The sequence below is a fragment of the Caballeronia sp. A2-2 genome (assembly GCF_057612605.2).
Genome location: NZ_CM172587.1, coordinates 1,707,102 through 1,721,594, shown reverse-complemented (window position 1 = coordinate 1,721,594; position 14,493 = coordinate 1,707,102). Strand labels below are relative to the sequence as shown.

The 14,493-nt window shown below is 64.9% G+C and carries 9 protein-coding genes; 4 read left to right on the top strand and 5 right to left on the bottom strand.

The window, feature by feature from the left end:
• Window positions 1-6: 6 nt before the first annotated feature.
• On the bottom strand, window positions 7-1,941 hold the full coding sequence (locus tag ACZCWR_RS08145; RefSeq protein ID WP_487303188.1) for an MFS transporter: 1,935 nt from the start codon (window positions 1,939-1,941) through the stop codon (window positions 7-9).
• A gap of 135 nt (window positions 1,942-2,076) precedes the next feature.
• Here ACZCWR_RS08145 and ACZCWR_RS08140 point away from each other — a divergent pair, with 135 nt between their 5' ends.
• From ACZCWR_RS08140 to ACZCWR_RS08125, 4 genes are all read left to right on the top strand, one after another.
• Complete coding sequence (locus tag ACZCWR_RS08140; RefSeq protein ID WP_487303187.1) at window positions 2,077-2,820, top strand: helix-turn-helix domain-containing protein; 744 nt, start codon at window positions 2,077-2,079, stop codon at window positions 2,818-2,820.
• A 106-nt stretch (window positions 2,821-2,926) separates the two neighbouring features.
• On the top strand, window positions 2,927-3,859 hold the full coding sequence (locus tag ACZCWR_RS08135; RefSeq protein ID WP_487303186.1) for a DMT family transporter: 933 nt from the start codon (window positions 2,927-2,929) through the stop codon (window positions 3,857-3,859).
• Between the two features lie 117 nt (window positions 3,860-3,976).
• Window positions 3,977-4,501, top strand: a complete 525-nt coding sequence (locus tag ACZCWR_RS08130) for a hypothetical protein (RefSeq protein WP_487303185.1) — start codon at window positions 3,977-3,979, stop codon at window positions 4,499-4,501.
• Between the two features lie 4 nt (window positions 4,502-4,505).
• On the top strand, window positions 4,506-4,901 hold the full coding sequence (locus ACZCWR_RS08125; RefSeq protein ID WP_487303184.1) for a polyketide cyclase: 396 nt from the start codon (window positions 4,506-4,508) through the stop codon (window positions 4,899-4,901).
• Between the two features lie 3 nt (window positions 4,902-4,904).
• Here the strand turns inward: ACZCWR_RS08125 and arfB are convergent, their stop codons facing one another.
• The 4 genes from arfB to recC are packed head-to-tail and all read right to left on the bottom strand — an operon-like array spanning window position 4,905 to window position 14,391.
• Window positions 4,905-5,309: an alternative ribosome rescue aminoacyl-tRNA hydrolase ArfB gene (arfB, locus tag ACZCWR_RS08120; protein ID WP_487303183.1), complete on the bottom strand. Its 405-nt coding sequence runs from the start codon at window positions 5,307-5,309 to the stop codon at window positions 4,905-4,907.
• Between the two features lie 36 nt (window positions 5,310-5,345).
• Window positions 5,346-7,247: an exodeoxyribonuclease V subunit alpha gene (recD, locus tag ACZCWR_RS08115; protein ID WP_487303182.1), complete on the bottom strand. Its 1,902-nt coding sequence runs from the start codon at window positions 7,245-7,247 to the stop codon at window positions 5,346-5,348.
• A complete protein-coding gene (gene recB, locus ACZCWR_RS08110; RefSeq protein WP_487303181.1) occupies window positions 7,244-10,945 on the bottom strand; it encodes an exodeoxyribonuclease V subunit beta in 3,702 nt (1,233 codons plus the stop codon). Before recB ends, recD begins: the two co-directional genes overlap by 4 nt.
• The gene (gene recC / locus ACZCWR_RS08105) at window positions 10,942-14,391 is read right to left on the bottom strand and encodes an exodeoxyribonuclease V subunit gamma (protein WP_487303180.1); all 3,450 of its coding nucleotides are present in this window, start codon (window positions 14,389-14,391) and stop codon (window positions 10,942-10,944) included. The genes recB and recC overlap by 4 nt, the downstream gene beginning before the upstream one ends.
• Between the last annotated feature and the right edge of the window lie 102 nt (window positions 14,392-14,493).

The window sequence follows — 14,493 nt, the reverse complement described above, 5'->3', positions numbered from 1 at the left end:
GTTCGATCAAAGCTGCGCGCCACGCAAGCCCAGCACGATCTGCTGCAAGCGTTGAGGCGATGCCTCCGTCACCGCCAGCGGTTCGCCTACGGCGAGCGTGAGGTCGCTCATGACGCCACGACGCAGCGGACGCGGCACACGCGCCCCGGCATCGCGCGAAAACACGCTGCCCCAGAGGCCGCGCAGCGCCATCGGCACGACCGGCACCGGCTTGCGGCGCAGGATTTCCATGACGCCCTGGCGAAACGCGTTCATCTCGCCGGTTCGGGTAATCTTGCCTTCGGGAAAGATGCAGACGAGTTCGCCCTGTGCGAGCGCATCCGCGCAGCGCTCATAGGCGCGTTCGAGCAGCGCGGCGTCTTCGTGAGCGGGCGCAATCGGGATCGCCTTCACGTGACGGAAAAGCCAGCCCGCCAGCATCGAGCGGAAAATGCGGTGATCCATCACGAAGCGAATCGGCCGCGGACTTTCCGCCATGATGACGATGGCATCGACGAAGCTCACGTGATTGCAGACGAGCACGGCCGCGCCCGCTTCCGGAATGCGGTGGGTATCGACGAGACGAATGCGGTAAATCGTGTGCACCAGCAACCATGCGACGAAGCGCAGCATGAACTCCGGCACGAGCGAGTAGATATACACGGCGACGAAGATATTCAGGAGTCCCGTCGCCAGATAAAGCCCCGGAATGCTCACCCCCACTGCCCCGAACGCGACGCCCATGAGCGCCGAAGCAATCATGAACAGCGCATTGAGAATATTGTTGGCCGCAATGATGCGCGCGCGATGGCTCGCCTTGCTGCGGCTCTGAATCAGCGCGTAGAGCGGCACGCTGTAGAAGCCGCCGAACATCGCGAGCAGGAACAGATCGGCGAGCACGCGCCAGTGCGCGGGCATCGACAGAAACGCGCCGACGCTCTGGAGATGCGTCATCGCGGGCAAGCCACGGCTCGCAAAAAACAGATCGATGGCGAACACGCTCATGCCGATCGAACCCAGCGGCACGAGACCGATCTCGATGCGGCCACGTGACAGCCGCTCGCAGAACAGCGAGCCCAGCCCGATGCCCGCCGAGAACGTGGCGAGCAGCACGGTCACGACATCCGGGTTCGCGAAGAGCACGTCTTTCGCGAAGCTGAAGAACGACGCGAGCAAGGTCGCCCCGACGAACCACAACCACGAAATGCCGAGCAAGCCGAGAAACACCGTGCGATCCTCGCGCGCCACCTTGAGATTGCGCCACGTCTCGCTGAACGGATTCCAGTTGATCGACAAGTACGGCTCCGGTGCGGGCGAACGCGGCACGCGCGACGAAACCAGTCGCCCCAGCACCGCAATCGCGATGCAAAGACCCGCCAGCACCATCTCGCCATGCGCGCCCATCGCGGCGGCCGCGCCGCCCACCAGCGTGCCCGCCAGAATGGCGACGAACGTGCCCATTTCCACCAGCCCGTTCCCGCCGACGAGTTCCTTATCCGCCAGATGCTGCGGCAGGTACGCGTACTTGACCGGCCCGAACACGGCGGAGTGAACGCCCATCAGAAACGTGCATACGTAGAGCAGCGACGCGCTATGCAACAGGAAGCCCGCGCCACCGATGAGCATCGCGACGATTTCGAACGTCTTGACGAATCGCGTGAGCATGGCCTTGTCGAAGCGGTCGGCAATCTGCCCGGAGGTCGCCGAAAACAGCACGAACGGCAGCACGAACAGCGCGGGAATGACGAAGGCGGCGGTCTTCGCATCGACGCCGGAAAAGCGCGCGGCCGCGAACGTCACCAGCGATGAGAAGCCGATCTTGAACACGTTGTCGTTCAATGCGCCGAGGAACTGCGTCCAGAAGAACGGCGCGAAGCGACGCTGGCGCAGCAAGGCAAATTGCGACGATGGCAACGATGACGCGTCGCCGGAACGATCTTCACGCGTGTCGGGATGAGTCATGGAGGATCGGACTGCTCGGTTGTTGAGGGCGAGCGAATTATGAGGGCCGGGACCAAAAACGTTGTACTTTTATGTCATCGGGCTACTAGAATGACGCCTTGAGTATCGTTTTCTTATACCTTTTTTTGAACCGAGATGAGCGAAGCCGCCCAGCTTGTCGAAACCCTGAAGCGTCAGTTGCGCGCCCGGCGCCTGACTTATCGCGATGTCGCGCAGGCGCTGCGCATCTCCGAGCCCGCCGTGAAGCGGTTGTTTTCCAAAGGACGCTTCACCGTCGATCGGCTCGAAGAGATCTGCGGTTTGATCGGCTTCACGCTGGCCGAACTCGTGCAGGAGTCGTCGGCTGCACTGCCGCAGTTGCGCATGCTCGAAAGTGCGCAGGAAGCGCAACTCGTGTCGAACGAACGGCTGTTGCTCGTCACCGTGTGCGCGTTGAATCACTGGTCGGTGGACGATATCGTTTCCCGGTATCGCGTGACGCGCGCCGAGTGCCTGAAATCGCTGCTCGCGCTGGACCGCATGGGACTGATCGCGCTCATGCCGGGCGACCGTATCCGGCTGCTGATCGCGCGCGATTTCGACTGGATACCGGGCGGTCCCATCCGGCAATATTTCATGTCGCACGGGCTCGGCGATTTTCTGGAAAGCACCTTCGACGGAAGCGGCGACACGCTGGAATTCGCGCAGGGCATGTTGACGGAGACTGCGCGCGCGGAACTCGCGCTGGAGATACGCCGGCTCAGAAGCCGGTTCGCGGCTTTGCACGACGAATCTTCGTCCGCGCCGCTCACGCACCGAAGCGGCACCGGCTTGCTCATCGGCACGCGCGAATGGCAACCGCGCGTGTTCGAGAAGTTGCGCCGTCAAAGCGGCGGCTGAAAGTCATCTCCCGCTTCTTGCGGTCTCGTCGCCCTTTTGTTCTGCCAAACGATGCGCGGTGGTAGCATGCGCGGACTTTCAATCCGTATCGAAGTCCGCGAGCATCATGTCTCTTGTCAATTTGTTGCAACTCGTCGTCTTGGCCGCGCTCTGGGGCGCGTCGTTCCTCTTCATTCGCGTGGGCGTGGCCGAGTTCGGCGTCGCGCCGCTGATGGCCGTGCGCGTGGGCATCGGCGCGCTGTTTCTGGTGGCGATGCTCATCGCGCGCGGACGTTTCGCGCAAAGCCTCACGACCTTCCGCCGTCGCGCGTTGCAGTTGTTCATCGTCGGCATTCTGAATTCGGCCGCGCCGTTCTGCCTGTTCGCCTATGCCGAACTGACGCTCTCGGCGGGCGCGACTTCCGTCATCAACGCGACGACGCCGCTGTGGGGCGCGCTCGTCGCCTATCTGTGGCTCAAGGACAAGCTGACGACGGCGCGCAGCATCGGCATGGCGATCGGTTTCGCGGGTGTGCTGATGCTCGTGTGGAACCAGATCGCGCCCACGCACGATGCCGCCACCGCCAGCGTGCCCGTGCAAGGCTTGCTCGCCGCGGCCGCCGCGCTGGTCGCCTCCGCGCTGTACGGCGTGGCGGCGAACTTCGCCAAGAAATACCTGATGGATGTCGATCCGATGACCAACGCCGCAGGCAGCATGATTGCCGCGACGCTGGCGCTCACGCCCATCGCGTTCTTCACCTGGCCGGCGGTGGCGGTGTCGGCGCACGCGTGGCATGCGGTGCTTGCGCTCGGCATCGGTTGCACGGGCATCGCGTACTTTCTTTACTTCAGCCTGGTTGCCGCCGCCGGACCCGCGCGCGCGATGACCGTCACCTTCGTCATCCCGCTGTTCGGCATCCTGTGGGGCGCGCTGTTCCTGCACGAACACGTCTCGCTCGCCATGCTCGAAGGCTGCGCGATCGTGCTGCTCGGCACCGCGCTCGCCACCGGCATGCTCGGCCGTCTGCCCGTGTTCGGACGCCGCAAGCTCGCGCGATGAACTATTCTGTTTGAGAGCCGAAGGCGAGCTTCATCCGGTTTCATCGAATTGTCCGGATGCGCGTTGCACACGCTGCAACGCGCCGTCATCCTTCGCGCTTTCACATCGGGAGTCGAGATGGGAACCTTCGCGAAGATCAAACACGAAATGCTGAAGATGGTGCCGCCGACGCTATTCTTCTTCATCCTGCTGCACGTGGTCGTGATCGTGCGCGCGCTCATGCTCAAGGGCACCGGCATCTCGCTGCCGGCGTCGGCTTCGGTGATCGTCGCATCGTTGATACTCGGCAAGGCTGTGTTGATCGCAAACATGCTGCCATTTATCAATCGTTATCCCGATCATCCGCTCATCTGGAACGCGGCGTGGAAGACGCTGATCTACACCATCGTCGCGGGCATTCTGCATTTTCTGGAACGGCTGTTCGAGTTCTGGAAAGAAACGCACAACCTGGGCGGCGCGCTGCATGAGTTGCTCGTGCATATCAACTGGCCGCAGTTCTGGGCCGTTCAGATCATGCTCTGCGTGATGATCTTCAATTACTGCATCTTCGTGGAACTGGGGCGCGTGATCGGTCAGGATCGCTTGATGTTCATGGTCTTCGGCATCCGCGCGGGGGCATCGCCCGAACTGCACAACGGTTGATGCCATGACGATGCCATCCCTCACGATCAGCGTGTCGATTGAACGCGACTGGCGCGAACTCTACGAAGCGATATGGCGTCCCGAGACGTTCCCGCGCTGGGCGTCGGGCATGGCGCAATCGACGCTCGAAGCGCATGGCGATGTGTGGAAAGCGCGCGGACCGGCGGGCACGGTGACTATCCGCTTCACGCCGCACAACGCGTTCGGCGTGATGGATCACACGGTCATGCTCGAACAAGGCGTGAAAATCGACGTACCTTTGCGCGTGTTCCGCAACGGCGACGGCGCGGAAGTCGCGCTGACCTTGTTCCGTCAGCCAGACATGAGCGACGAGAAATTCGCCGCCGATGCCGACTGGGTGCGTCGCGATCTGGCTACGCTCGCGCGCATATTCTCGTAAGCGTCAATCCCCGCGCACCGGCCCGCGCCCGGCCTTGATCGCGCCGCGCTTGACCTTCCCTTCCACCCGCCGCACCTGCGATGCCCGCGTCGGCTTCGTCGCGATACGCTTCCGGCGCGTCACGCTCACACTGCGGATCAGTTCATCGAGCCGCGCGAGCGCCGCCGCGCGGTTCATGTCCTGCGTGCGATATTCCTGCGCCTTGATGACGACCACGCCCTCACGCGTGACGCGGCTATCTGACAGCGCCAGCAGCCGCGCCTTGATGTGCTCCGGCAACGACGACGCGCGGATATCGAAGCGCAGATGAATTGCGCTCGACACCTTGTTGACGTTCTGCCCGCCCGCACCCTGCGCGCGCACCGCCGTCAGTTCGATTTCGTTCGGAGGCACTGAAAAGTCGTTCATCGGTCGTGCTCCTTATCGAATCGACGGTGGCTCGTTTCAAGCGAGACGTCGCATTCTCGCAGCAAGTCCGGAATCGCGCCGCGTCGGTGCCGCAACCGCCTGCGCGAAAATCTCCGCCGCGCCGAACACATCCACCCGTCGCTTGGCTCGCGTGATGGCCGTGTACACCAATTCGCGCGACAGCACGCGTGCAAACGTGCTCGGCAAGACGAGCGCCGCATGCTCGAATTCGGAGCCTTGCGACTTGTGGACCGTCAGCGCGAACGCCGTTTCGTGCGGCGGCAGCGCGGCAGGCGAGACATAGCGCAGCGTGCCATCGGCCATGCGGAACGCCACGCGCAGCGCGCCATCCACGCCCGGCAGCGCAATGCCGATATCGCCGTTGAACAGCCCCAACGCGTAGTCGTTGCGCGTGACGATCACCGGCCGTCCCGCGAACCATTGCGCGCCCATCGCCACCGCAATTCCAGCCCGCTCGCGAACCTTCATCGCGATGCGCGCGTTCACTTCATCGACGCCGCGCGCGCCGTTGCGCGTCGCGCAGAGCACGCGGAAGGCGTTGAGCGCATCGAACAGCGTGGCTTCGATAGGCTGCTCCGCTGGCGTGCCGTGTCGCGCCTGGTCGATGAGCATCGACAATGCTTCGGTGTACGGCGCAAAGCCCGCCGCCAATCGCGCGAGCACGCGCTCGGGGAGTTTCGGCTGATCGTCGTCGTGGAGGATGGCGGCGTGCTCGCCGTTCGGATCGGTGACGTGGAGCGCGGCCAGCGCGCCGGATGCATCGCCGTCGCGAATGGCGATCGACAAACGCCCGATGTCCGAATCCAGCCCGAAGCGGTAATTGCGCGTGAGCCAGATGACGCAATCCGTCAGCGGCGACTCGACGCGTCCGGCGTCCGGCAGCGCCGCGTCGAACGCATCGAGCTTCACGCCCAAACCTGTCGCAATGGCCACCGCGCCCGCCCGGCTGAACGCCGGTTGCGCGCTCAGTTCCGCGAACACCGCGCCCGCCTCGACCGCCGCGAGCTGATCCTTGTCGCCGAGCATGACCAGTCGGCTTGTTGGCGCGACGGCTTCGAGCAGATGCGCCGCCAGCGCGACATCGATCATCGAGGCTTCATCGACGACGATCACATCGTAAGGCAGCGGATTGTCGCGATGATGCCGGAACCCGCCGTCCGGCAACACGCCGAGCAGACGTTGCAGCGTGAACGATGTACGCGGCAACCGCTGCGACAACTCCGGCGGCAGCATATGCGCACGTTCGATCAGCGCTTCCTGCATACGCTGCGCCGCCTTGCCCGTGGGCGCCGCCAGCGCGATACGCAAATCCGGCGCGGCATCGAGCAGACAAGCGAGCACGCCAACCACGGTCGTCGTCTTGCCGGTGCCCGGACCGCCGCTCACGATAGTCAGCCGGCCGCTCAACGCCGCGAGCGCCGCGACGCGCTGCCAGTCGATGTCGTCATCCTTGCGCGGTCCGAAGAATCGTTCGATGCGCGCCGCCTGCACAGCAAGTTCGTTCGCTGTCACATCGCGCCGTGCATTGCGCGCGCGTTCCGACAGCGCTTCGGCCAACCGCCGTTCGTAATCGAAGTAACGCGCGAGATAGAGCCGCCCGTCTTCATCGATGACGAGTGGCAAAAGATCAGCCGCGTTCCTGCGCTCACGACAAGCGACGCCACTCGCAATCAGCGAATCCCGCACCTCCGCGACACTCGCGCCTTCACGACGCGCCAACGCCGCCAGCGGCATGCAAACGTGCCCCGCCGCCGTCGCGCGGCTCAACGCATGCGCCGCGCGTTCGACCCACAGCACGCTGCGCGCATCCGCGCCGAGCCGCCGCGCCAGTTCGCTCATGCGATGCGCGAAGCCATCCGCGAGTGCGGTGTTTTCGTCGAGCGCAATTTCTCTCGCCGATGCGTCGGGTGTGCTCATGCTGCGCCTCCCGACATGAGCCGGTCGAGCGCTTCGACCAGTTCCAGCGATGGCCGTCCGCGATGCACGCCGCATGCCGCATCGCCATCGCGCCAGTCGGGACGCACGCCACGCACGAACAGATACAGATAGCCGCCGATGTGCGTGTCATACGCATAATTCGCCAGCCGCGCGCGCAGATACCGATGCAGCGCCACCACATACAACAACGCCTGAAGGTGATACGCATGGTCCGCCATGGCTTCGGCCATCGGCGCGGCGGTGTAATCGTCGGCGGTGTCGCCGAGATAGTTCGATTTCCAGTCCACGATCCAGAAGCGGCCGCCATGTTCGACGATCATGTCGATGAATCCCTTGATGAAGCCCGCGAGCGCGCCCGATTCGAGCACCACATCCGCCAAACCGTGCGCGGCGAGCAGACGGCGCAGCGCCGCGAAATCGAGCGTGCGCGCCGGAAACACGAACGCGAGTTCGTTCATGCGCCGCTTCATGGCGATGGACGACAGACGCATGCCGGGCGCGATCTCGGTTGCGGTCACATCGGCGATGAGGCGCTGCATCATCGGACGCAGACGTTGCGCAAGCGCTTCGGGCGCGGGCAAAGGATGTTCGTGCAACGCGCGTTCGATGGCGCCCGTCCACGTCTCTTTCTCCGTGAAATCCGCGTGTTCCAGCATGCAGTGCAGACAATCGCCCGCCGATGCGCCGCGCGGAAAACCAAGGATGTCGTCGTCCGCGATCGGCGCGCGGGTGGGCAGCGCGATGTCCGCCACATCCGCGAGTTCGTCGTGATCGGGACGCGCCTCGGCGGGATGCGGCTGCTGCGCCTCATCGCGCGCGCCCGCCGCGATCAGCGAACTGAAGCTCGCCATGCGCCATGAATCGCGCAACACGCGGCGATTGCTGCGTGCGGTAATCTCATTGCCGCTGTCGGGTTGCGATGCCAGCGGTTCGCGCACGTCGATGAACGGCAGCGGCTCCGTGCCGATCGAACCGCCCGATTCGGCTGCGAGCGCGCGCCATGCGTCGACGATCTGCGCGTCTTCGGGTGGCTCCTTGCGGAAGGCATCGAAAGGTGCGCCGCGGCTTCCTGCAACGAGCCAGTTCAACACGCTGCCGCGCGCTTCCTTCGTCGAATTCCTCACCGCATACACGCCTGCAACGAGATAGCATCGATAGACGGCGCGCGTCAGCGCCACATAGACGAGCCGCGCGCGTTCCGCCGCGAGTTCGCGCGCGATGGCTTCCTTCGCGAACGTTTCCTCATCGCCTTCTATGCCGTAATGCAAGACCGCGACGCCCGCCTCGTCGTGATACTCCTTCGCGTCGGGCAGGCTCGAACCGGGCGGCTCGCGCAACCCGCCATCGTTGAGAAACGGGCAGAACACGACCGCATATTCCAGCCCTTTCGACTTGTGGACGGTCACGATCTGCACGAGATTGCGGTCCGATTCCAGCCGCAATTGCGCTTCCTCGCCGCCGCCTTTCTGATCGCGCTGGGCGGCAAACCATCGCAGTGTCGGCGCGATGCCGGGCTGCTCGGCAAAACGCGCCTGCAGCAACTCGGCGAGATGATTGACGTTGGTCAGCCGCCGCTCGCCATCCGGTTTCGCCACGAGCCGCGCCGCGATCGACAACTCGCGCGCCAGCGTGCGCCACATCACCGCGAAGCCGCGCTCGTGCCAGATCGTGCGATAGCGCGAAAAGCGTTCGACCCAGCTTGTCGCGTCGAAGGCGTCGTCGGTGGAAGAAGACGTATCGGCATGTTCGAGCTTCCATAGCGCGGATGCATCGAGCCCGAACCAGTCGGTGGCAAGCGCCGCGCGCAGCCGGCGCACATCGCCCGGCGTATCGATGGCGACCAGCACGCGCTCGATCTGCTCGGCATCGAACGAACCGAACACGGACGCTTGCGCCAGTTCCACGCTGCCGATGCCCCACAACGCCAGTTCGCGCTTGATCGCGCTGCCTTGCCGATGCGTCTGCACGAGCACGGCGACATCGCCCGCCGACAACGGCGTCTCTCCGATGCGCACTTGCTCCTGCTGCGCGCCGCGCAACAGCCGCGCGATTTCGGCGGCGCACGCTTTCGAGGCTTCGCGATTGGCGACGGATTTCGCGAGCATCGAATCGCCGTGCGGGAGCAGCCACACGCGGAAATCGGCATCGTCGGAATAGGCTGCGGCGGGCGTTTCGTCGATGAACGGCGGACGTTGGCGCGTGCCGGCTCGCACGGGCTGATAGTCGAGTCCATCCAAAATGAACGCCGAAGGATTCGCCCCGAAAACACGGTTGCATGCGTCGATGATGCGCGCGGTCGAACGCTGATTCACTGCGAGCGTATAACGCGCGCTGGCACTTTTGCGCGCGGCAAGGTACGTATGCAGATCCGCCGCGCGAAAACTGTAAATTGCTTGCTTAGGATCACCGACAAGAAACAACGGCCCATGCGGCGCGAACACGCGCTTGAAGATTGCGTATTGCAACGGATCAGTGTCCTGAAACTCATCGATCAGCGCCGCCGGATACCGCGCCCGCAACGCCTGCGCGAGCCACGCATGCTTCACCAGCGCGTGATGCAGATTCGCCAGCAGATCGTCGAACGACACGATCCGGCGCGCGCGTTTTCTCGACGCGAGCTCCGCAGGCGCGTGATCGAGCCATTCGCGCACGACATCGAGCCAGCGCGCCCGTTGCGATGCCTCCGCCGCGCCCGCAGACACCGCGAGCGCTTCGGCCTGATCGAAGAAATCGTGCACGGGCGGCGCGTTTTTGCCCTTCGTGCCTTTGACGATCGCGGCGGCGGTGAGCTTGAGCGCCTTGTCCGGCGGTGGCGCGTGACAGTCCGCGTCCGCGAAATACTCGTTCCACGCGTCGATGGCGGCCGCGAGAATCGACGGCTTGTGCGTCGTTTTGTTGAGCACCGGCTCGGCCTTCGCCAGCAATTCGACGATGATTTCTCGCTCCGCTTTCCAGAGCGCGCAGGCGGCATCGAAGATGGCCTGCGCGTTGGCGGCATCGACCGTTTCGGTGAGCTGTTCGCCGCTCCAGCGCAACGCGGCGAGCGGCTTTTTTAGACGCCGCGCGAGTTGGGCATCGAGCGCGGCCGGACCCGCGCCCTTCGCCACCAGCCACGACGCGAAAGACGGCGTGCGTGCCGCGCGCGGCTCCACGCGTTCGCGCCAGAAATCCGCCGCGAGTTCGAAGCGCAACGCGCTGTCATCCGCCTCCATCTCGAACTCGAAGGGCATGGCGGCGGCGAACGGCGCTTCCTGCAACGCGCGCTGGCAGAACGCGTGGATCGTGTGGATCGCCGCCTGATCGAACGTCGATAGCGCGATGCGGATGCGTTGCAGCGCTTCATCGGCATCGATCCCGGCGAGCGTCGTATCGAACAGTTGCTCGATGAACGGATCGCCGCTGGCATCGCCCGTTTCGATGGCATGCGCCACGCCCGTCAGCCGCGTGCGAATCCGTTCGTGCAATTCCGCCGTCGCCGCCTTCGTGAACGTGACGACGAGAATACGATCGACAGGTAGTTGCTTTTCAAGCAGCAGCCGCACATAGAGCGCGCAGATATTCCACGTCTTGCCGGTTCCCGCCGATGCCTCGATCTGATTCACGCCGTCGAGCGCGCAAGTGAAGACGTCGAGTTCCTGCACGTCAATGCTTTCCACGTTGGTTGTCGGGTTCGTCATTGCGCGCCGCCCTTCAGATGTTGCACGAGCGGTTCGAACACGATTTTGGCGAGCGCGGCGAAGGTGTCGTCGAGCCTCACCTCCTCGCCACGAAACGCGATGCGATACACCGGATCGTCGCTTTCCGGACGCTTGCGCGATTGCGAGCGCGTGGCTTCCGGGTTCCATTCGTCCTGCGCGGCTCTTTCGCTGTCGGTCACGTTGAGCCACGCGCTCTTTGGAAAGAACCGCAGCGGCATGCGTCGCCCCGCGCGATACAGCGCGGCAAGTTCACCGAGATGCGCGAGCGGATCTTCGACCGGCATGAATTCGAAGTCTGACTTCTGCGCGCCGCGTCCGTGCCAGACCGTGCGACGCGGGCCGTCCGGTTGCGCCGCGCAGTAAGCCAGATGCGCGAGCCACGCGAGCAGATAGTCACGCGCGCGCGGTGCGTCGTAGCGATAGATCACCTGACCTTGCTGCGTGAGACGGTTGAGCGTGCCGACGAGCGTGAGCGGTCTTGCATCGTTCAGCGAATCGTCGTGCGGGCCGAACAGGTCCACGCCGCCGCTGTTCGGCCAGCGCGGCGCGATATCGAGCGTGAACGGCAGACGCAGCGCGCCGGTCGCGGTCGAGGCGCGCACGCGTTCGGCGAGCGCGGTCATCGCGTGAAGCTCGCGGGTTTGCCAGACGTTGCCGGTCGCGCCGCCCGGCATCTCGGGACTCGTGCGCGCGACTTCGCGGGCGCGTTGACGCGAGCTTCTGTCGTCCTCGTCCGTGGCTTCGAGCAGCGCGGGAAGCACGCGGCTCGCGAGCGCATCGCGGCCAGCGAAACCGAGTTCGAAGGGCTCGGCATCGTCGAGTTCGGCTTCGGCATCGACCAGAGAAATACCCAGACGGTCACGCAGCAACGCGCGCGCGGGATGCCGCCAGAAGCGCGCGAAGTCGTCGAAGGGAACGATGAGCGCGTCCTCGTCGTCTTCGGGCGGCAACGGCTTGAGGAAGAACGGCGCGTCCGGCCGCGTGCGACCCGAGGCGAGTTCGCGCGCGAGTGCGGCGCGTTCCGGCTCGTAGGTAAAGAGACGGCCATTCGGCTCGAAATACTTCGGCGCATACGGCTGCAAGGGATGCTCGAACACGAATTGCGCGCGCGCTTTATCAAGCTCGCCCGGCGATGCATGTTCGCCCGCCACCGCCTCGGAAAGATAGTCGAGCAATTCGTCGATGAGCGCGGCAGGCGGCAACACGGCGTTGTCGCGGATGCTGCGTCCGGTGTAGGCGATCATCAACCGGTCGCGCGCGGCGAGCAGCAGATCGAGGAACAAATTGCGCTCGTCGTCGCGGCGCTGGCGGTCGCCCAGTTTGCCGAAGCTCGCCATCAGGTCGAATTCGTCGGCGCGCGCGAGGCTCGGCAGCATGCCGTCGTCCATGCCGAGCAGACAGACCACGCGATACGGCAAGCCGCGCAAACTCGTGAGCGACGAGAACGTGACGCCGCCCCACGGCACGCCACCGCGCGCGGGATCGTCGAGCGTGTCGGTGAGCGCGGTGCGGACCACGGCGGCGGACAGCGGCACGTCGCCCGCGCCTTCGTCCATCGCGGCGATCAGCGCATCGATTGCGTCGCGTACGTCGCTGACCGTGTCGTTGAAGGCGATGCCCGCATCGAAGAAACGCGTGAGCGAATCGAGCAGCAGCGCGCCCCAGGCGCGTGCGCTGCGCGGTTGCGCGATGGCGTCGGCGAGCGCGCCGATGTCATCGACGAAACGCGTGAGACGGCCGAGCAACTCCGCCTCCGAACCGTTCGCGCCTTCGACGGGCAGCCAGGCATCGACGGGCGCGCCGCCTTCGGGCAGCGCGTAGCCGAGATAGAGACGCGTGAGGGCATCGCTGAAGGTATGGCGGGCGTCGGGGATGTGTTCGTCGGCATCGGCGGCGCGCGTCAACGGACGCAAACCGCGCCGCGCGCCCGCCAATGCGAGCCATTCCTGCGCCGTTTCAAGCGATACCGCGTCGATGCCGTACCGCGCCGCGACCGCATCCACGCGCAGCCATTCGATCAGTTCCGGCGCGCCGACGCTGCGTTCCGGCAACGCGAGCCAGTCGAGCAACGCGCGCGCCACCGGATTGGCCTGCGACGGCGGCAACCCGGTGATGCGATACGGAATGCGCCGCCGCTCGTTGCTGGCACCGGCGGGCGCGGTGCCGAACACGCCATCGATCAGCGGCCCGGCCACGGCGAGATCGGGAAACGCCACCAACACATCGGAAGGCTCCAGCCCTTCTATGCTGTCGAACCAGTCGAGCAAGCGGTCATGCAGCACTTCGAGTTGCCGCGACAGGCTATGGCAAATATGAACCTCGATGCCCGCTTCGACGATCTCATCGGGCTGCGGCGCGGCGCTGCTTTCATCGAGCGTGAGAATGCCGTTCTGCACGCGTGCAAGCCACGTCGGCGCGGGATTCTCCTCGAACAACTGCCGCTCGCTCGATGCCGCGCTCTCCGTCAATTCGTGCAGCATGTGAAGCTGCGCCTGCGTCTGCCGTCCCCATTCCGCGAGCAGCGGATGCCCGACTTCCTGAAAATCCTTCTCGCCCGTCAGTTCCAGTTGCCGGATGCGCCCGACACTCACGATATCGAACCAGAACTCGCTGCAGGGATTGAGCGCGTAGATGCGCACGTCGATCCAGCGCGACAATTCGCGCAGCAAGGCGATATGCAGCGGCGGCATGGTCGGCAACGCGAACACGCTGATGCGGCCCGGCCATTCGGCGCGCATCACGGCATCGAGGTCCATTCGCGGTGCTTCGTCGAGAAAGCGGAACGCGGGCGGCGTGGGGTCTTCCGCGCCGGGGCGCGCGAGATCGGCCAGCAGCGCGCGCCATAACGCGGCTTGCCAGCGTTCGTCCTCGCGTTGCAGATCGCTTGCGCCTTGCAGGCGCGGCGCGCGAAGGTCGGTCGGGGCATCGGCGGAGCCTGGTGCGCCCGCGAGAATCGAGCCGCCCGATTGCCAGTGCTTGAGCCATTCGGGGCGATACGTCACGTAGTGATCGAAGACCGTCGCCACGCGGCGCGCGAGTTCATAGCGCATGGAATCGTCGGCATCGGCTTCGGCGGCTTCGAGATAGCTCGAAAGACGCGCGGTTTCGCGCAAGGCGGGATCGTCGAATAAACGGAAACAGCGCCACGCGAGCCGGTCCGGCGCGAACGGTGAATGCACCGGCACCTTCAGCACTTGCCCGATGCGCGCCCATAACCACTGCGCCAGATAGCAGAACTCCACATTCGCGCAGATGCCGAAGCGCTCCGCCATGTCCAGTTCGAGCCGGCGACGCACGGCCGCGCTCGACACGATGACCGCTTCGCTTGCGAACGGATCGCCCTCGCGCATGGCGAAGGCGTCGAGGTCTTCGAAGAGTGCGGCGGCGAGCGTTTCGTGACGGTTGGAATAGAAAAGTTCGAGCATGGGAGGCGGCGTGCGACGCCTGAAAATGGCGTGAGTCGGAATGTTCGAAGGTTCAGGTGTCAGCATAACAAAGCGAACCCGCGCGCGAACACTAGCCGAACG